Source organism: Wenyingzhuangia sp. 2_MG-2023, from assembly GCF_030548295.1.
In the GTDB taxonomy this organism is placed as follows: domain Bacteria; phylum Bacteroidota; class Bacteroidia; order Flavobacteriales; family Flavobacteriaceae; genus Wenyingzhuangia.
Genome location: NZ_JAUOSB010000004.1, coordinates 54,844 through 74,334 on the forward strand (window position 1 = coordinate 54,844; position 19,491 = coordinate 74,334).

Annotated in this window: 12 protein-coding genes; 6 read left to right on the top strand and 6 right to left on the bottom strand. The window is 33.1% G+C overall.

Translation table 11 applies throughout. The features are described 5' to 3' along the window. Window positions 1–21 precede the first annotated feature (21 nt). Window positions 22–576 carry a thioredoxin family protein gene (locus tag Q4548_RS06935; RefSeq protein WP_303452973.1) on the bottom strand — a complete coding sequence of 185 codons (555 nt, stop codon included), beginning with the start codon at window positions 574–576 and terminating at the stop codon, window positions 22–24. Between the two features lie 581 nt (window positions 577–1,157). Between Q4548_RS06935 and Q4548_RS06940 the strand changes: the two genes are divergently transcribed. Both Q4548_RS06940 and Q4548_RS06945 read left to right on the top strand, forming a co-directional pair. Continuing rightward, on the top strand, window positions 1,158–1,910 hold the full coding sequence (locus Q4548_RS06940; RefSeq protein ID WP_303452975.1) for a response regulator: 753 nt from the start codon (window positions 1,158–1,160) through the stop codon (window positions 1,908–1,910). Between the two features lie 135 nt (window positions 1,911–2,045). After that, window positions 2,046–6,488 (top strand): chemotaxis protein CheB, encoded by a 4,443-nt coding sequence (locus Q4548_RS06945; RefSeq protein ID WP_303452977.1) that lies wholly within the window; start codon window positions 2,046–2,048, stop codon window positions 6,486–6,488. 124 nt (window positions 6,489–6,612) lie between these two features. Here Q4548_RS06945 and Q4548_RS06950 read toward each other — a convergent pair whose 3' ends face one another. Both Q4548_RS06950 and Q4548_RS06955 read right to left on the bottom strand, forming a co-directional pair. Then, a complete protein-coding gene (locus Q4548_RS06950; RefSeq protein ID WP_303452979.1) occupies window positions 6,613–8,493 on the bottom strand; it encodes a DUF5689 domain-containing protein in 1,881 nt (626 codons plus the stop codon). A gap of 12 nt (window positions 8,494–8,505) precedes the next feature. Next, complete coding sequence (locus Q4548_RS06955) at window positions 8,506–11,067, bottom strand: TonB-dependent receptor (RefSeq protein WP_303452981.1); 2,562 nt, start codon at window positions 11,065–11,067, stop codon at window positions 8,506–8,508. 54 nt (window positions 11,068–11,121) lie between these two features. Here Q4548_RS06955 and Q4548_RS06960 point away from each other — a divergent pair, with 54 nt between their 5' ends. Continuing rightward, a complete protein-coding gene (locus tag Q4548_RS06960; RefSeq protein WP_303452983.1) occupies window positions 11,122–12,180 on the top strand; it encodes an endonuclease/exonuclease/phosphatase family protein in 1,059 nt (352 codons plus the stop codon). 49 nt (window positions 12,181–12,229) lie between these two features. Beyond that, window positions 12,230–12,904: a tRNA (adenosine(37)-N6)-threonylcarbamoyltransferase complex dimerization subunit type 1 TsaB gene (tsaB, locus tag Q4548_RS06965; protein ID WP_303452985.1), complete on the top strand. Its 675-nt coding sequence runs from the start codon at window positions 12,230–12,232 to the stop codon at window positions 12,902–12,904. 49 nt (window positions 12,905–12,953) lie between these two features. Here tsaB and Q4548_RS06970 read toward each other — a convergent pair whose 3' ends face one another. Then, entirely contained in the window at window positions 12,954–13,778 is an 825-nt protein-coding gene (locus tag Q4548_RS06970) for a mechanosensitive ion channel family protein (protein ID WP_303452986.1), read from the bottom strand. A gap of 166 nt (window positions 13,779–13,944) precedes the next feature. Between Q4548_RS06970 and Q4548_RS06975 the strand changes: the two genes are divergently transcribed. Then, window positions 13,945–16,221, top strand: a complete 2,277-nt coding sequence (locus tag Q4548_RS06975; protein ID WP_303452988.1) for an inorganic phosphate transporter — start codon at window positions 13,945–13,947, stop codon at window positions 16,219–16,221. Between the two features lie 162 nt (window positions 16,222–16,383). Here Q4548_RS06975 and Q4548_RS06980 read toward each other — a convergent pair whose 3' ends face one another. Both Q4548_RS06980 and Q4548_RS06985 read right to left on the bottom strand, forming a co-directional pair. Then, a complete protein-coding gene (locus tag Q4548_RS06980) occupies window positions 16,384–17,571 on the bottom strand; it encodes a pyridoxal phosphate-dependent aminotransferase (RefSeq protein ID WP_303452990.1) in 1,188 nt (395 codons plus the stop codon). A gap of 18 nt (window positions 17,572–17,589) precedes the next feature. After that, window positions 17,590–18,681 carry an acyl-CoA desaturase gene (locus Q4548_RS06985; protein WP_303452992.1) on the bottom strand — a complete coding sequence of 364 codons (1,092 nt, stop codon included), beginning with the start codon at window positions 18,679–18,681 and terminating at the stop codon, window positions 17,590–17,592. A gap of 169 nt (window positions 18,682–18,850) precedes the next feature. Between Q4548_RS06985 and rsmG the strand changes: the two genes are divergently transcribed. Then, complete coding sequence (gene rsmG, locus Q4548_RS06990) at window positions 18,851–19,489, top strand: 16S rRNA (guanine(527)-N(7))-methyltransferase RsmG (RefSeq protein WP_408068629.1); 639 nt, start codon at window positions 18,851–18,853, stop codon at window positions 19,487–19,489. The last annotated feature ends 2 nt before the right edge of the window (window positions 19,490–19,491 follow it).

The window sequence follows — 19,491 nt, forward strand, 5'->3', positions numbered from 1 at the left end:
TTACTTTCTAAACTATCTATATTATTTCCATTTGATACTACAACCAATACTAGGCTTTATGTTGTCTTCATAAGGTTTTTCATCCAATAAAGTATTGAGCACTTTTTTAATATCTTTTCCTGTAGTAGGAATTCCGTTTCCCGGTCTAGAATCATCCAATTGTCCACGATAATAAGCTTTTAAAGCTCCATCAAATACATAAATATCTGGGGTACAAACAGCATTGTATGCTTTTGCTACATTTTGAGTTTCATCATATAAATAAGGAAATGGGTATTTATTACTTTCTGCATGAATTTTCATTAGATGAGGTGCATCTTGAGGATAATTTTCTACATCATTACTACTAATTGCTACAAAATTAACTCCCTTCTCTTTGTATTCATTTGCTAAAGAAACCAGTAGTGAATTTACATGAATTACAAAAGGACAATGATTGCATACAAACAACACAACCGTTGCTTTGTTTCCTTTGATTTCTTGCAGGTTCATTTCTTTATCAGAAACCGTATCTAGCAAACTAAAATCAGGAGCAACAGTTCCTACTTTTAACATATCTGAAAGAGTTCTTGCCATAATAATTGTCTTTTACGCATTAAAGTTAGTTACTTCAAATTACAAACAGGCTCAAAACAGAATCAATTTTCATTGCTACAAACACTATCAAACAATAAATTCTATTGGTTATTTCTATGGATTAGGAGTTCTTAGAAATTAAAAAATGTTGATACAAAACTTTGTACCAACATTTTTGAAAACTTACCCCAATGCTTACCCCTAAGCATTGTGTGCTATGTAAATACTTACCCCTAAGTATCTATACTGTAAACTTACATCATAACTAATCAAAATTTCCATGCTATCAACAACCAATTCTGACAAGAAAAAAATCATTTCAGACATTTCTATTAAATACTCAAACAAAAAAATACCCAATAAGTTGATTATCAAACATTAACAAGAAAAACACTTGTTACTAATAATCTTTATGCCTTATATTGCATAGGATGTTATGAAAGCAAAATGTATCTTTACATTAATAAACATAGTAAAATATGCTAGTATAAAGAACTACTCTTTTAACCATACACTATTAAAGTTATATTTTGATAAGTTGTAAATAACTAATAGATTTTTAAACTCATTTGCATATTAATTTGGAAAACAACATTAACAAAAATATCCCCCTAAAAGAGAACTCAATTCAGACAAGAATATTAGTTGTAGATGACTCGTACGAAACAAGATTCTACATCAGATCTATTCTAGAAGATTATGAGTTGATAGAAGCTTCAAATGGTATTGAAGCTTTAGAGATCATATCAAATCAATCAATAGACTTATTGATTACCGATTATTTGATGCCCAATATGAACGGGTATGAATTGGTAAAAGAAGTCAAAAAAAACAATTACCTATTCCCTATTATTGTCATTACAGCCCTAGATTCCCATTCTAGAAAACTTGATCTTCTACGTTTGGGAATTGACAATTACCTCTACAAACCTTTTTTTAAAGAGGAGTTGAATGCCATTATTGACAGAGCTTTGGTCTACCACAAAGCTATGATGATTCAAAAAGAAATCAACACTAATTCTGATGATCTAAATGTTCCCTTAGGTTTTAAAGAGAATCTAGAAAAAATATTATTTAAGAACATAGAAAATCACTTGTTTGGTGTAGAAGATATTGCCAATCATTTTAATATTTCTTCTAGAACATTGGCAAGAAAAACAAAAACTATTTATGGTCAAACCCCAAATCAACTGATTTTAGAATTTCGTTTGCATAGAGCAAAAGACATTCTTAATGAATTTCCACACATTAGCTTAAAACAGTTGACAAAAATGGTAGGATTAAAAAATAGTAGTTATTTAAAAAAAAGAATGAATATTAGGTTTAACGAATAACACATACATTATCAAGCCTTTGACATTTGATACATGATGAGGCAAAAAATTATTAAAACCTCCCTAATAGTTCGTGAACAAAAGTTATGCAGACTATTTTTATTATACTAAATTGAACTTTCAAACATATTTTTGATGAAAACTAAAGACTTTAACGTAGTAGCAATTGGTGCCTCGGCCGGTGGACTCGATGCTATCCAACAATTGTTTGACCATGTGCCAAGCAATACGGGTATTGCATTTATTGTTATTCAACACTTATCTCCAGATTTCATAAGCTTGATGCCGGAATTGTTGGCGAAACACACCAAAATGAACATCTATACTGCGGAAGACAAGTTAGAAATAAAACCCAATTGTATCTATCTTAACCAACGTAATAAAAACCTACATATTAAAGGGAACAAACTTTACCTTTTAGACAAAGGACCTAAGCACAACCTAAATTTACCTATTGATATTTTCTTCCATACATTAGGAGAAGAGTACAAAGAAAAATCAACTGGAATTGTATTGTCTGGTACTGGTTCTGATGGATCTCGTGGTATCAAAACCATTAAAGAAGCTGGAGGTACAATTTTAGCACAAGACCCAACAACAGCACAATTTGATGGAATGCCTAATAGTGCCATTGGCACAAATTTGTGTGACTTTATTCTTTCTCCCCAAAAAATTGCTAAAGTAATTGCTAAAATACCAACGCAACGAATCCTGATACACACAGATATGGACAACAGCCAATCTAACGACGTCATTTTTAATAAAATTTTAGAAGAAGTTCATAAATCATCTGGAATTGACTTTAGACAATACAAAAAAAATACTTTGATTCGTAGGCTTGAGAAACGAATGAATATCAACAATATTGAGCTACTTTTTGATTATCATGTATTTCTAAAAAGCAACCCAAAAGAAAAAGAAATGCTAAAGCAAGACTTTTTTATAGGTGTGACTAGTTTTTTTAGAGACATAGAAGCTTTTGAATCGCTAAAGAAAAAGGTTATTCCTAATCTCTTTAATTCCACCCCTGCTAAAGATGTTATACGTGTCTGGGTTCCTGGTTGTTCTACAGGTGAAGAGGTATTTTCTGTTGCCATGTTAATTGACGATCATATTAGAACCAATAGAATCAATCAAGATTTTAAAATATTTGCAACGGATGTAGATAGCAATGCTTTGGCTATTGCCGGACAAGGAAGCTTTAACATAAACGCGATCAACGAATTAGAAAGCTACTACCTTGAGAATTATTTTATAAAAGCAGGCGACAAACTCATCATTCAAAAACGCATACGCGATAAAATTGTTTTTTCAAACCACAATCTTTTAAAAGATCCTCCATTCATTAGAATGGACTTAATTACCTGTCGTAATCTCCTTATTTATTTTGATTCAAGAACACAACGAAAAGTGATTCTTAACTTTCAATTTGCCTTAAATAAATTTGGTCATTTGTTTCTTGGAAGTAGTGAATCATTAGGAGAAATTGATAAATTTTTTAAAGTGATTGACACCAAGTGGAAAATATTTCAAAACATATCTGACACTAAATTAATTCCAACACAAGCAAGTCCTGAAAGTAGGATTACCACTATCTCTTATAGAAATCCTGTAAGAGATATTCACAACTCAGAATTTCGTTTTAAAGAGAATCCTGAAACTGTTTTTCACAAATACTTAAGTAAAAAATTTAGTCCTTCATCTATTTTTATTGACAATGAGTTTAACATTCTTTTCATTAAAGGAGATGCTGGAAAAAAGCTAATGCACAATGAAGGACTGTTTCAGAACAATTTGCTTAAAATGGTGTCTACAGAAATTGGAACCGTAATTCGTAACGGTGTACGAAGACTGGAAACCGAAAAAAAAGATATTTTAGTCAAAGATGTTGCCTTTAAACAAAACGGTGAAACCTACACTTTTGATTTAAGTTTTCACAAACCTTATGATGAAGACAACTTAAGCGGTGTTTATTTGGTGCATTTTAGTGAAGACAGAGTCTTAGACAATAATGTTTACGTTATTGAAAACATGCCTATGGACAAAGTTTCTAAAGAGCGTTTGGAAGATTTAGAAACAGAATTAAAAAGTACCAAAGCAGAGTTGCAAAATGTTGTAGAAGAATTAGAAACTAGCAACGAAGAACTACAATCTTCTAACGAAGAATTGATGGCTTCTAATGAGGAGCTACAAAGCACCAATGAAGAACTACAATCTGTAAATGAAGAATTATACACGGTAAATGCCGAATTGCAAGAAAAAAACAAAGAGCTAGAATTGATCAATAATGATATTACCAATTTACTAGACAGTACCGAAATAGGGACTTTATTTCTTGATTTAGACTTGCGCATACGAAGGTATACTCCAGCCCTGCACCAATTGTTTAATTTGCACGAAACCGATATTGGTAGACCTATCACAAGTTTTGCTTCCAATTTTTCTGAAGAACACAGAGGACTTATGTTGGATGACACAAAAGAAGTACTCAATAGACTTTCTATGATAGAGAAAGAAATTATGGACATAGATGACAATCATTATTTAATGAGAATCATTCCGTTTGTAACCGTTGATAAAAAAATAGATGGTGTGGTGGTTACTTTTGTAGATATCACAAAAGTAAAAGAAACAGAAACAAAATTAGCTATCAGCGAAAAACGTTTAAAAGAAGCTCAATCTATAGCTTTGCTAGGTAATTTTGAGCATGATTTTGAATTGAATACACAATGGTGGTCAGATCAAACGTATAAAATATTTGGTTTTGACAACAACGAAAAACCACCTGTTTATGAAGTTTTCATCCAATATCTTGATGAGAATGATGCCAAGGAGATAGAATCTCTTATGACAAATGCAGCTACTAATGGTGAAAATTTTACCATTACGTACAAGTATTTAATGCCAAATACCAATCAATTAAAGCACATACTACTAAATGCTGAAGTTATTTATGAGAAAGGCAACAAACCAAAAGGTTTAAAAGGTATTGTTCAGGATGTAACCGAGAGAAAGGAAATTGAAAATCAACTGGCTTTTGAAAAACAATTTACGGATAAAATTGCCAAAACTTCTCCGAGTGGTATTTATGTTTATGACTTAGAAAAAGGAACCAACATATACACAAACAAACGATACCACGAAATTTTAGGATACAGTATTGATGAAATGAACACCATGTCTAATTCTGAGTTCAATAACCTTTTTCATGCTGATGATATAGAGACCATTCAAAAGCACCAGCAAAAAATTGCTGAGGGCTTAGAAAACTGCAAAGTAGAATATCGTTTTAGACACAAAAATGGACACTGGGTTTGGTGTTATTCTATAGACAATCCTTTTGAAAAAGACCAAGATGGCAATGTAGTTAGTTTTATTGGTTCTTTTATGGATCTTTCTGAAAAAAAGATTTTTGAAGAACAACTTAAAGACGCTAAGCAAAAAGCTGAAATTGCAAACATTTACAAAAATCAATTTTTGGCCAATATGAGTCATGAAATCCGAACTCCCATTAATGGTATTGTCGGTTTTGCAGACTTGTTGAAAGAAAAAGGTTTGTCTCCACAAAAAAGAGAAAAATACTCAGAGGTTATTAAAAACAGTTCAAACCAACTGTTGATTTTAATAAATGATATTATTGATATTTCTAAAATTGAAGCTGGAGAATTGACCCTTTTGCAAAAGCCTTGTCATGTTGGTAATATGATGCAAGATTTGGAAACTACTTTTAATGAAATAAAATTTCAAAAAAACAAAGAGCATATAGAAATTATATCTGTTATCCCTTCACAACATTCAGATTTAATTATTGAAACCGACCCCTATAGACTACAACAAGTACTCTCTAATTTGGTAAACAATGCGTTAAAATTCTCTAAAAAAGGAAAAATAGAATTTGGATTTGACGTTATTGATGATCTTATCAAATTTTATATTAGAGACGAAGGAATTGGTATTCCTAAAGAAAAAATAAACCTGATTTTCAATCGTTTTGAACAATTAGGAAATGGACATTTAGGGAAAAATGAAGGTACTGGTTTAGGACTTTCTATTTCTAAAGGAATTATCAATCTATTGAATGGTAATTTAATTATTGAATCTCTTGAACATAAAGGTAGCATAGTAACCATTGAATTGCCTTTGACCAAAACAGACGTTATTGTACAAAATCCAGAACCGAACAAGATTAAAGACGAAAAAAATATCATAGACGGTTCTACAATTTTAATTGCTGAAGATATCTATGTAAACAAAGAATATTTTAAAGAACTTTTGTCTTCTTTTTCTTGTACTACTATTTTTGTAGATAATGGGAAAGAAGCCATAGATACTTATTTCTCTAATAAAAACGTTGATATTGTTTTGATGGACATTCGAATGCCTATTGTGAATGGGATGGAAGCTCTAAAACAGATTTTAGAAAAAGATCCAAAAGCTAAAATTATTGCTCAAACAGCCTATGCAATGGAGTCTGACTACGATAAATTTCTTGAACTAGGATTTGTAGATTATATTTCAAAACCTATTATGAAAGAGCAATTATTGTCTAAAATAGCTTTTCACCTAAAAAACAAATAAAACTATATTCTCATTTTGCATGAGTAGCAACAATTGACAAGATACTTTTTAAGAATGTTATTTCTTACAAGTCTTTTTAGATAAAAGTATCCATACAACCATCGCTACTCATGCAATTTGTTTATTATCTCATTCCGGGAGAATAACCAGAACTCCCTTCTTGACTTTTTTGTATTTCCCATTCATTAAGCTCAAACTCTGCATTGGGCTCCGTTACTGTTTCTTTTCTGACCCCTACTCCATCTGTATACTCCCAATCCTCCCCTGTACCATCACTATTGGGGTTTCCAAATACATCCACAACATTTCCAAACGGATCTATCAACTCATAAGCATCATCACCATTTCCATCTAGGTTGGTAAAAGTTGCATCAGGACTCATTCCAAAATATGTTTCAAAATCCAATTGATTTCTTGCAATCACCAAAAATCCTTTTGCAGGAATGCTTAATGCATCCAGAGACATTGGTAAAGCAGCCAATGTTTTGGTGTTTTTAGCTGTTGTATAATTGTACCTTACCAAAGACCAATTTTTCAAAGGAACTTCGGAATCTGTAGCATTGTAAATTTCTACAAACCTTGCTCCAACCTGTTCTTTAGGGTCTGCAATTTCAGTAAGCAACAAAGGTGCCGTCTGTATCAAAATTGGCGTTTCTGTAGATGTTCTTTCAAAGGGACTAAAATCTGCTGGTGCTTCTTGATGATCTTTGATTACTGTCCATTCCTCTAGATTAAATTCTGAATTTGGTTTTGTAATACTAACATTTCTATACACTCTCCCATCAGTATATTCCCAGTCTTGTCCCGATCCATCTACAGCAACCTCTCCAAATATATCTACTACCACTTCGTTTTCATTGATCAAGGCATAAGCATCGTTCCCATTTCCATCCAACTGAGAATTTGTCAAACTTGGTTCTCTTCCAAAAGCGTCTTTAAAATTTAAATTGGCACTAGTGCTTTCTTTATTGTTTGCAATGATTAAAAATCCTTTTGCTTGTACAACCAATCCGGATAAAGAAATTTTAGACTCCGATGTTCCGTTGTTGTACCTAATTAGCGACCAACCTTTCAAATCTACCGCTACATTTTCATGGTTGTACAATTCCACAAATCTAGAAAAAGAAGCATTTTCAGGATCTGCAATTTCCGTCATCAAAACATCTGGAATTTCAGTATTGCAATCCACATAACGACCTCTCTCTAACAAATCTTGAAATTGATTCAACACCAAAATAGGCTCATCATCAAAGTTGATGCTATAAATTGCTTTTACATCCATCTGATAGTTTGGAATTTCTTCAGAAGCAAAATCAGAAAAATTACTCGTTTCTAACAAAATTGTGTCACGTCTAAAAGTCTCACAATACACCAACGTTCTTTTGCCATCAAAATCATCCGTAGGCAAACCTGCCAACACCATTCCAACTTGAGAACTTTTAAAATGTACATTTTCTATACTCACCAACGTGTTCAAATCTTTTGTAGTCAATTTAGCTATTGTCGTTTCTTTAGGAATTAAAGTTGCTATTTCTTCAAATTTTAAGATGTGTGTATCCAAATCAAATTCAGAAATATCTTTGATGTACGTATTGCTAGGTTTCCCAATAGTCAGCAAATCATCACTTACGGTTCTTTTCAAACCCTCTAGATTGATAGCTATTTTTCTTCCTTTTGCGTATTTGGTACTTGTTGTAGACAAACCTACACGCACTCGCAATCCCATCCTAGGGTTGTCACTTCCTAAATCTGTTGCATTCTGAGTATTCTGAATATAAATTTCTTTGTAAAAATTACCCTGTTGATCGGTAGAAACCACGTACCCCGTGACCAATGTATCTCTTCCGATTTCATTGCTATGCAAATCAAACAACTGCTGAAACGTAATCTCTGTCTTTTCAGAAATATCAGGATTGATTGTGGTCGTATTTATATTTTTATGATCAAAATCCTCTACACAAGAGAGCAGAAATATCAAAACAAAACCTATTGTATATTTTTTCATCGTTCTATTTTTTTAAAATGAGTAATACAATCCTGTAAAAAACGTTCTTCCATTCCCTACAAAATACCGACTTCCAAACAGTGGCTGTTCTCTATTGTAATCATTCAATTGTTCGCTATAATTGGCAGCTCTACCACTGGCAAATCCACCTGTTCTGTAATTGATTTCTAATAAATTTTGTACCGTCCAAAAAATACTCAAATACCCATGATCTCCCAATCTCCAAGATTTCCCTCCAGACAAATTGATCAAGGTAAAATTTTTCAACTTTTCCTGTTCTCTAAATTTGCTCACCAAGTTAGTGTCTAAATTCTCTATAAGATTTCCATTGATTTCATGTGTAAAATTACTGGTATAACGCAAAGGGGCAATATCTACATAATTGTTTCTAAAATGATTCACACTCAGTTTGATTCGCCAATAATTAGGATCGGTATAGGCCAAAAGAAATGAAAAAGCCTGTTGAGGACCTGCTGCTATTTTTTTATCTTTTACCATTGCCTTTCCAAAATCTTTTTCGCCGTTTACAAAACCCAAACGTTGTGCAGTGTCATCATCTTCTGTAAACAAACGTAAATTTGGATTGTTGTTATAAGTATATGTTCCCAAACCAATTACTCCTGTCAATTTTATAGAAGCATTCAAATCATAAGAAGCCCCAACTTCTGCACCTTTATATTTTTTCTCAATATTGTTCAAAACCTCTTGCACAAACAAGCTATTCTCATCCAACAAGTCTTCACTTTCTGGATTGTCTGTATTCTGAGTTCCAAACCCCTCAGCAAAATAAAAACCTGTTTCTGTAGCGTTGCTCTGCAAATTGTAATAACCCGTTAGTTTTACATTGTAGTTCAATCCTCTACGTATAAAACTCAATGAATTGGTCCACAAATTCTCTGTTTTTATATTGTCTAAAATTTTATTACTCACTCTAGCATTTGGAAACACCAATTTTACACTGGGTGATTTTTGCAAATATGCTGTTTTAAAATCCACCAAATTTCTTCCTGAAAATTTATACAATACACTAGCTTTGGCTTGCATTGCCAACAAATTAACTCTCTCACTTTTGCCTTCCGCATCTGCATAATTTTCATAATTGTACTTTCCATCTCTTTCATGGTTGGAATATGAAATACCAATAGCTTCTGAAACCTCTATTTTTTTCTCTTTCCAAACGGCTTGTAAAAACCCATGAACGTTGGAACTATTTATATTGTAATGGTATTTGAATCTATCTCCCTCTTGCACCACTCTATCAGGATGATTCAAATCACTCTGTGCTAACGTAAAACTAGCCACATCTAAATAGCCGTTCCCTCCAAGTAAATCTATCACTTCTGCATAATTTTCAGAAGTCGTTTTTCGATAATCTACACTCGCATTTAATTGCCAACTCTCATTGATTTTTTTAGTCAAATTAGAATTGAACTGAAATCTTGTTTCGTCTCGTTTGTCGCTGTACAATACATAAGCTGCTGGTTGATCTAAAGCTGCCATTTCTGCATTTGCTTCGTATAAAAAACTCCACTCTAACTGACCATTCCGAATAAATTGCTGCTCATAATTGTAAACATTCTCGTAATCAACTGTATTTCTTGACAACCAATAACTCGGCAATTTTTGATAATACGCAGGATCGGGATTGGAACCCCCATTGTAATCCAACCTAGAATAACCAATACTACCTGTTTGGTATAAGACTGTATTTTCCCATCGAGTTCTGTCTTCATCCTCATAAGTATGTGTCAACAAAAACAAAGGCTCTTCTACCTCTTTTACCCGAGCATTTCTTTTTTTGTCGTTTTGATATCCCCAATTCCCATTGTAACTATTGGATTTTAATCCAAACACTTCATTGGTGTAAGACCCTGCAACTCCCCTTCTATTGGGTGTATATAAGAAACTTGCTGTCAGACTATGTTTTGTATTTAAATATTTTTCTACACTCAACATCAAAGAATTCGCATCGTAAAAAGTTCCCTCTCTATATCCTTGATTCCCCCATCTTCTACTTGCAGAAACCACATAAAACCAACTATTCGGCAAACTTCCTACATGACTTACAGAAGCTTTATTTTCATAAGACCTGTTGGAACGAGCATAAGAAACTCGTGTTCCCATTCTATATTTAGAAGCTCTAGTAGTCAATGAGTTCACTCCCAAAGCTCTTCCCATCGTTTTTTCTGAAACTCCCAGAGGCTCCGAAACATCTTGTGTCCTATAAATACCGTCTACACCTCCCCAATTGTTCCAAGCAGGTACATCATCATACAATCTATTTTGATTGACACCATTCAATAAAAAAGTAACTTGATCGGAGCCCAAACCTCTAGCTCTGTAATAGACTCCTTGAAATTCAAACCCAATTGTATTCAAATAAATATCATCCGAAGCGGAGAAAATTCCAGCAATATTGGCTACCTCACCACTTTCATCGTCTAAATCATCATCTGTTAAATTGACCAAACTGAAAATATCTTTGCTTGCTTCTGCAGATTTTGGAATTGTATCTTGAGCATGTACCATTGCACAGAACATTCCTGCGCAAAAAAACTTACGAACGAATACCATAAAAAATTATTGAAAAGTTAGAAAATAGCTATTTTTTTTATTAATTTATGAATTATGTTACACAAAAACAACTTATTAGCCATCTTATACATTTCTTTTTGTTTGAACACCAGTATGTTTGGGCAAAAATCCTATGCCATTCATACGGTGGCTTTTTACAATCTTGAAAATCTTTTTGACACCATTAACGATGTTACCAAAAAAGATGAATTGAGTCCTATGATGGAAATAAAATCCAATCGGAAATTTATCTATCAAGACAAACTTTCAAAGTTAGCCTCTGTTTTAACCAAAATTGGTAGTGAGCAAAATTTCTTGCCTCCTGCGGTTATTGGAGTGGCAGAAGTAGAAAACAGAAAAGTTTTGGAAGATTTGATTGCCACTGCTCCTCTAAACAAATATCCTTATGATATTATTCATTACGACTCACCAGACCAACGAGGAATTGATGTGGCTCTTTTGTACAACAAAGATATTTTTAGACCTACACATAGCGAATCTATTGATGTTCGACTCTATAAAGACGGTTATAAAGTAGACACCCGAGATATTTTACAAATAAGTGGCTACCTGACCAACGAAAAAGTTCATTTGATTGTAAACCATTGGCCCTCTAGACGTGGTGGGGCTAAAAAAAGTAGTATTCTAAGAGAGAATGTGGCTCGAAAAGATTTGTACATTTTAGAAAAAATTAGAAAGCAAGAACCAGAAGCTAAAGTTATTTTTATGGGAGATTTTAACGACAATCCTACCGACAAAAGTTTTAAAAAGGTTTTAAAAACTGAAAAATCAAAGAAGAAAGTTAAAAAAGGGGAGCTTTACAATCCTTTTGAAAATATGTTTCGAAAAGGCTACAACACACTTACTTATAGAGGTGAGATGTTTTTGTTTGATCAACTTTTTTTCACTGATAATTTTATAAAAAACACTAACAAGCCATCAACTTTTAAATTTTACAAGGCAGGTATTTACAACCCTAGTTACATGACCTTACAAAAAGGAAAATACAAAGGAAGCCCCAAAAGAAGTTTTTCTGGAGGTAGCTATCTCGGTGGTTATAGCGACCATTATCCCGTATACATCTATTTGTTGCAAGAAATCTCCCCAAATTAAGACAAGATATTTAGCATTCTAAAGTATCTTTGTTAAAAATTTATGGAACATGGCTCTGATTCTTAACATAGAAACTTCAACTAAAAACTGCTCTGTTAGCATTGCGAAAGAGGGAACGTGTATTGCGCTCAAAGAAGAGAACAATGGTAATTACTCACATGCAGAAAAACTACATGTTTTTATAGAAGACATCTTAAAAGAACAACAATTAAAAATTTCTGATTTGGATGCCATTGCCGTTGGAAAAGGGCCTGGATCTTATACAGGACTTAGAATTGGTGTTTCTACAGCTAAAGGACTTGCTTATGCTGCAGACATTCCTTTGATTGCTATTGATACCTTAAAAGCACTGGCAAAAAGCATCACTATTGAAAAAGGATTGATTGTTCCAATGATTGATGCCAGAAGACTAGAAGTTTACAGTATTATTTTTGATGCAAATTTTGATTTGGTTAGAGATGTAGAAGCTCAAATTATTGACGAAACTTCTTTTAAAACTTACTTTGATGCAAACCAAACACTTTATTTTTTAGGTGATGGGGCTGCAAAATGCAAATCGATATTGACAGATTCTAATGCTGTGTTTATTGATGACCACTTTCCTTCTACCCAAGAAATGTGTGCTCTGGCTGAGCTAAAGTTTAAAGACAAAGCCTTTGAAGACACCGCTTATTTTGAGCCTTTTTACCTCAAAGATTTTATGGTAACACCTTCTAAAAAATAAAAAAAGCATTGTTTGAAACAATGCTTTTTACTGTGTTTTATAAAATTTCTTAATTCTGATTGGTCACATATACCTCTCTTTGTGGAAAAGGAATTTTGATACCTGCATTGTCCAATGCAATCTTGCAATTTTCCAAAGTACCAAAATACACATCCCAATAATTTTCTGGAGTTGCAAAAGGTCTTACGGCCAAATCTACACTGCTTTCTCCCAAAGAAGAAACATTCACAGAAGGAGCAGGAATTTTTAACACTTTAGGATCCGCTAACATTACTTCTTCTAGAATCTTTTTAGCCAATTTTATATCAGCATCGTACGCAATCCCAATGGTCAAATCTACTCTTAGCTGACCTTCTTCCGTATAATTTTTAATATTTCCATTAGACAACGGTCCGTTTGGAATGATGACTAATTTGTTTTGAGGTGTGACAATTTTGGTTACAAAAATCTGAATCTCTTTCACCACTCCTAACTCACCCTGAGCCTCTATCAAATCATCCACTTTAAAAGGTTTGAACAACATGATTAGTGCTCCACCTGCAAAATTCCCCAAAGCCCCTTGCAAAGCCAAACCTACAGCCAAACCAGCAGCACCTAAAATTGCAATAAAAGAAGTAGTTGCAATTCCCAACTGTCCTAAAATGGTGATTCCCAACAACACCTTTAAAACCCAATTCAACAGATTTCCTAAAAATTTCTGAAGAGACAATTCAATTTTAGACTTGTGAAATATCCCCATGATCACTTTGTCAATCTTTTTTATCAACCATAATCCTATGATTAACAACAGAACGGCTGTGGTAATTTTTACTGCGTATTCTGTAACAATTGGTAAATACTCTGTTACCAATCCTTTAAAATCTATTTCTTCCATAATTAAATATTTATTTAGTTGCTACTAAAATTAACAATTCCCTGCCCATCACAATGTTAAAACTCATTTTTTTAAGGTGAAATCTAATGAAAATAGTAATGTTAACTTAACAATAACAATGTTGAACTTAAATACTTTTGTAACGTTTTAAACTTAAACATATATAATGGACGATATATACATTTTAATGGTTGTCGCACTTGCATTACTAGCCGTTATTGACTTGGTAGTTGGAGTAAGCAATGACGCTGTAAACTTTTTGAATTCAGCAATTGGTTCAAAAGCGATTCCAATTAAAAAGATAATGATGATTGCCAGTCTAGGGGTTTTAGCCGGTGCGCTTTCTTCTAGTGGTATGATGGAAGTTGCACGTAAAGGGATTTTTGTTCCAAGCCAATTTCAATTTCACGAAATCATGTACATTTTTATGGCCGTGATGATTACCGATATTATTTTATTGGACGTCTTTAACACCTTGGGAATGCCAACATCTACAACAGTATCTATTGTATTTGAATTGCTTGGATCTGCTGTTACCATTTCTATCATCAAAATTTTAGGAAACGATGCACAAACCATGCAAGACATATGGTCCTATATCAACCATCAGACGGCAGTAACTATTATACTAGGAATTTTACTCTCTGTTGTGGTTGCGTTTAGTGTGGGAGCTATTGTACAATTTGCTTCTAGATTGGTTTATTCTTTTAATATTGATGAAAGGCCTAACTACATAAGTGCTATTTTTGGTGGTCTTTCTATCACATCTATCACCTATTTCATCATTATCAAAGGGATGAAAGGAACAAGTTTTTACAATGAAATCAAACACATTATCAACGATAATACTTTAGAAATTTTAGGAATTGCCTTCATTATTTGGTCACTGATTTCTTTCTTTATCATTTCTGTTTTCAAAGTCAATATTTTAAAAATAATCATTGCGATAGGAACTTTCTCTTTAGCCATGGCCTTTGCAGGAAATGATTTGGTAAACTTTATTGGTGTGCCTATTGCTGCTTGGAACTCTTACGAAATCTGGTCTGTTTCTGGAATTCCAGCAGAGAACTTCTCTATGGGAATTTTAGCAGAAAAAGTACCTTCTAACAATTACCTACTTATTTTAGCGGGAATCATTATGGTTGTTACTTTGTGGTTTTCTAAGAAAGCGAGATTGGTTATTGAAACAGGTGTCAATTTATCGAGACAAGGAGATGGTCATGAAAAATTCAAACCAAACTCTGCTTCTCGTGCCATTGTAAGAACTGGAATTACTATCAACAATCTGTACACCAAAGTAGTTCCTCAAAAGACTTTGGATTATGTAGATACTAAATTTAGCAAACCAAAATTAGAATTTACAAGAACTGAAATCAAAGACATTCCAGCTTTTGATATGGTTAGAGCTGCTGTAAACTTGGTAGTAGCAGGAATCTTAATTTCTATAGGAACGTCTTTAAAACTGCCTTTATCTACTACTTATGTAACTTTTATGGTTGCTATGGGTACTTCTTTGGCTGATAGAGCTTGGGGTAGAGAAAGCGCTGTATATAGAATTGCGGGAGTATTGAGCGTTATTGGTGGTTGGTTTTTAACCGCTATTGTTGCTTTTTCTGCTGCAGCTGTAATTGCTTATCTAATTTATTTAGGAAGCATCGTGACCGTCGGAATTTTATTGACCTTAATTTTAGTTCTCTTAGGTAAAAGCTACCTATTCAAAAAAGGTTCTAACAAAGAAGAAGAAGTTGCCCTACAAATTGCCAAAGAAAAAGAAACTATTGACACTATTAGCGGCGTGATCAAAGATAGCTCTGACAAGATACATGAAGTAACCAGGAGAGTTATGAAACTATACAGTAATGTAATTGATAGTTTGATCAATGAAAACCTAGACAACCTTCGTAAAAACGACAAGTCCGTTAGAAAATTAAACGAAGACATGGAGTCTTTGAGATCTAATGTTTTCTATTTTATCAAATCGTTGAATGACAATTCCGTATTGGCAAGTAAATTTTACATTGTCTCGTTAGAATACATTCAAGATGTTGCTCAATCTGTAGAATACATTTCTAAAATTAGTTTTCAACACGTTCACAACAATCACAAAAAACTAAAGAAAGAACAAATCAAAGACTTAAAGGCTACCGAAGAACAAATGAAAATTGTTTTTAGTCAAATGTTGGTTTTCTTTGAAACGGTTGATTTTGACAAATTACCAAGTATCATTAACAATCAACAAAACTTGTTGAACAAAGTTTCTAAATCCGTAGAAGAACAGATTCAACGAATTAGAACTACAGAAACTTCAGCTAAAAATAGTACGCTATATTTTGGTATTATTTTAGAAACAAAAGATTTGGTTTCTGCATTGATCAATTTATCATTGCAATACCAAAGTCATTATACCGACACCAAAACCATTGAAGATAAAATTACTTTCTAAACATAGAAAAGAATTTTGCAGCAAAAAAACTCCATCATAATTATATGATGGAGTTTTTTTTTAAGCTTGTTGTTAGCTTACATCTATTAAAAACTTATTACATAAAAAAGTCCATCTTGTAAAACACAAGATGGACTTTTGTTAATGACGCTAGTATAATAATTAAGACAATACTTCTTTAATTCTTTTCACCGCTTCTTTTAATTGAGCTTCTGATGCTGCATATGAAATACGAATGCATGTAGGTGCTCCAAAAGACTCACCAGATACTGTTGCAACATTTGCCTCTTCTAACAACAACATAGAAAAATCTGCTGCTGTTTCAATTGCTTTTCCTTTAAATGTTTTACCAAAGAAAGCAGATACGTCTGGAAAAATATAAAAAGCTCCTTTAGGAACATTCAATTTAAATCCTTCAATTTCTCCTAACAACTCCAACATCATGTTTCTTCTTTTTTCAAACTCATCTACCATGTATTGAATTCTAGAAACTGGCTCTGTCAAAGCTGTAATAGCTGCTCTCTGAGCAATACAGTTGGTTCCTGATGTAACTTGCCCTTGCATTTTAGTACAAGCCTTTGCAATCCATTCAGGAGCTCCAATATACCCAATTCTCCAACCTGTCATCGCAAATGCTTTTGCCAATCCGTTTACAGTAATGGTTCTATCATACATAGATGGAATACAAGCAATACTAAAATTAGGAGTTCCGTAGTTGATGTGTTCGTAGATTTCATCAGAAATGATAAAAATATCTGGATATTTTTCTAATACAGCCGCCAATCCTTTGTAATCTTCTTCTGTATAAACAGTTCCACTTGGATTGTTTGGAGAGTTGAAAAACACCAATTTTGTTTTTGGAGTAATCGCTGCTTCCAATTGCTCAGGAGTGATTTTAAAATCCGTTTCAATAGTAGAAGGAATTTCTTTGTAAGTAGCTCCTCCTAAAATACCTAACGCAGAATAAGATACCCAATAAGGTGCTGGTAACAATACCTCATCACCTGGATTTAGCAATACTTGAGTGATGTTGGCCAACGATTGTTTTGCTCCTGTAGAAACCACAATCTGACTTGGTTTGTATTCTAAATTGTTATCTCTCTTAAATTTTAAACAAATTGCTTCTTTCAAGTCTACATATCCATCTACTGGACTGTAAGAATTGTAATTATCATTGATTGCTTGAATAGCGGCATCTTTTATATATTCTGGAGTGTTAAAATCTGGTTCTCCCAAACTTAAACTAATAATATCTTTCCCTTCTGCTTTTAATTCTCTTGCTTTGGCAGCCATAGCTAACGTAGCAGATGCAGGCAAACTAGTAATTCTCTCTGATAATAATTGTTTCATTTTAAACGTTGTATATAATTATCCCAATTGGGGTTGTTTTCCTAAAATAATCAATTGATTCAAATGTGCTTTGAATGCCAATGCAATGGTTTCGTACTCATAATATGGCAACTGAAACTCGCTTGCAGTTTTTTTAACAATTTTTGCCAAATCTTTATAATGCACATGAGATATGGTTGGAAAAATATGATGTTCTATTTGAAAATTCAACCCTCCTAAAAAGAAAGAGATGAATTTATTTTTGGTGGCAAAATTAGCAGTTTCTAGCAATTGATGTGCTGCCCAGCTTCTTTTTTCTTTTTCTAAATCTTCAGGAGATATCACTTCTACCACATCTGTAATGTGAGCCAATTGAAAAACCACACTTAAAATAAGTCCAGCTATGTAGTGCATCACAAAAAAACCAATCAACCATTGGTACCATGCTATTGGTAAAACCAACATTGGCAAAGCTAGCCAGAAAAGATAATAAACAATTTTGGTCATGATCAATAACGCCCATTCTTTTCTAGGGTTTAACTCTCCTTCTGCACTCAACCCTTTTTTAATGTATCTTGGTGTTTGTCTAAAATCTACCACCAAAGCCCATTGAATGGTTAACAATCCATATAGTAAAAAAGCATAAATCTTTTGGTATTTGTGCATTGGTTTCCAACGCTCGTGTTTGGACAATCTAATAATCCCCTGAATGTCAATATCTTCATCTACACCTTCTACATTGGTATATGTGTGGTGTAATAAGTTGTGTTGTACTTTCCAATTGTAAACGTTACCCGCTAACAAATAAATACTATTTCCCAACAATTGATTTACCCACCATTTGCTAGAAAACGATCCATGATTGCTATCGTGCATTACATTCATTCCTACTCCAGCCATTCCCAAGCCCATTAACACACACATCAATAGACGAAATGCGTTGTGCATTGGAAAAAATAATAAAGCTAGGTAAGGAACAAATAACAAAGAAAGCATTAGGGCTGCCTTTGAATACAAAACCCAGTTTCCTGTGCGTTTGATATTATTCTCTTTAAAATATTTATTAACTCTTTGATTAAGAGTTTTGAAGAAAAGATTGTTTGAATCTCTTGAAAAACTTACTTGTTGCATCTAAAATGTACTATGGTTTGCAAAAATAACTAATTTTTAGTCAGTTTATTTTATACTAAAGATAAGAAATTTAAGTTTTAAACACTTTTACATACATTTATAAATATCCTTTGTTCAAATACATAGATTCTTATTTAGTTTCATTGAAAATCATTTACTTTTGCAATCTATGATTACAATTGCTATAATTTTAAAATATTTTCCGGATTTAACGGAAACTCAGATTCAACAATTCACACAATTAGAAGAATTGTACAAGGAATGGAATGCTCAAATTAATGTAATATCTAGAAAAGATATTGATGAGTTGTATATTAGACACATCCTACATTCTTTGGGAATTGCCAAAGTACAACCTTTCAAACCTGGTTCTAGAATTTTAGATGTGGGAACCGGTGGTGGTTTTCCTGGAATTCCGTTGGCTATCTTGTTTCCTGAAACTGAATTTTTACTGGTTGATTCTATCGGTAAAAAAATAAAAGTGGTAAATGGAGTTGCAGAAGGTATTGGACTGACCAACCTAACTGCCAAACATATGAGAGCTGAAGAAGTAAAAGGTGAATTTGATTTTATTGTCAGCAGAGCGGTAACGGCTATGCCAGATTTTGTCAAATGGGTTAAAAACAAATGTTTGAAAAAACAACGTCACGAACTTAAAAACGGGATTTTGTATTTGAAAGGTGGTGATTTGGCAGAAGAATTAAAAGACTTGCCTAAATGTACTTTGTACGATTTGACCAGCTACTTTGAAGAAGCTTTTTTTGAAACTAAAAAAGTGGTACACCTGCCATTAAAATTCAAACCTTAATC

Bases quoted from the DNA above. Each gene is read 5' to 3' on its own strand.
- Q4548_RS06935 (WP_303452973.1), bottom strand. From the start codon at position 576: ATGGCAAGAACTCTTTCAGATATGTTAAAAGTAGGAACTGTTGCTCCT.
- Q4548_RS06945 (WP_303452977.1), top strand. From the start codon at position 2,046: ATGAAAACTAAAGACTTTAACGTAGTAGCAATTGGTGCCTCGGCCGGT.
- Q4548_RS06950 (WP_303452979.1), bottom strand. From the start codon at position 8,493: ATGAAAAAATATACAATAGGTTTTGTTTTGATATTTCTGCTCTCTTGT.
- Q4548_RS06955 (WP_303452981.1), bottom strand. From the start codon at position 11,067: ATGGTATTCGTTCGTAAGTTTTTTTGCGCAGGAATGTTCTGTGCAATG.
- Q4548_RS06960 (WP_303452983.1), top strand. From the start codon at position 11,122: ATGTTACACAAAAACAACTTATTAGCCATCTTATACATTTCTTTTTGT.
- tsaB (WP_303452985.1), top strand. From the start codon at position 12,230: ATGGCTCTGATTCTTAACATAGAAACTTCAACTAAAAACTGCTCTGTT.
- Q4548_RS06970 (WP_303452986.1), bottom strand. From the start codon at position 13,778: ATGGAAGAAATAGATTTTAAAGGATTGGTAACAGAGTATTTACCAATT.
- Q4548_RS06975 (WP_303452988.1), top strand. From the start codon at position 13,945: ATGGACGATATATACATTTTAATGGTTGTCGCACTTGCATTACTAGCC.
- Q4548_RS06980 (WP_303452990.1), bottom strand. From the start codon at position 17,571: ATGAAACAATTATTATCAGAGAGAATTACTAGTTTGCCTGCATCTGCT.
- Q4548_RS06985 (WP_303452992.1), bottom strand. From the start codon at position 18,681: ATGCAACAAGTAAGTTTTTCAAGAGATTCAAACAATCTTTTCTTCAAA.
- rsmG (WP_408068629.1), top strand. From the start codon at position 18,851: ATGATTACAATTGCTATAATTTTAAAATATTTTCCGGATTTAACGGAA.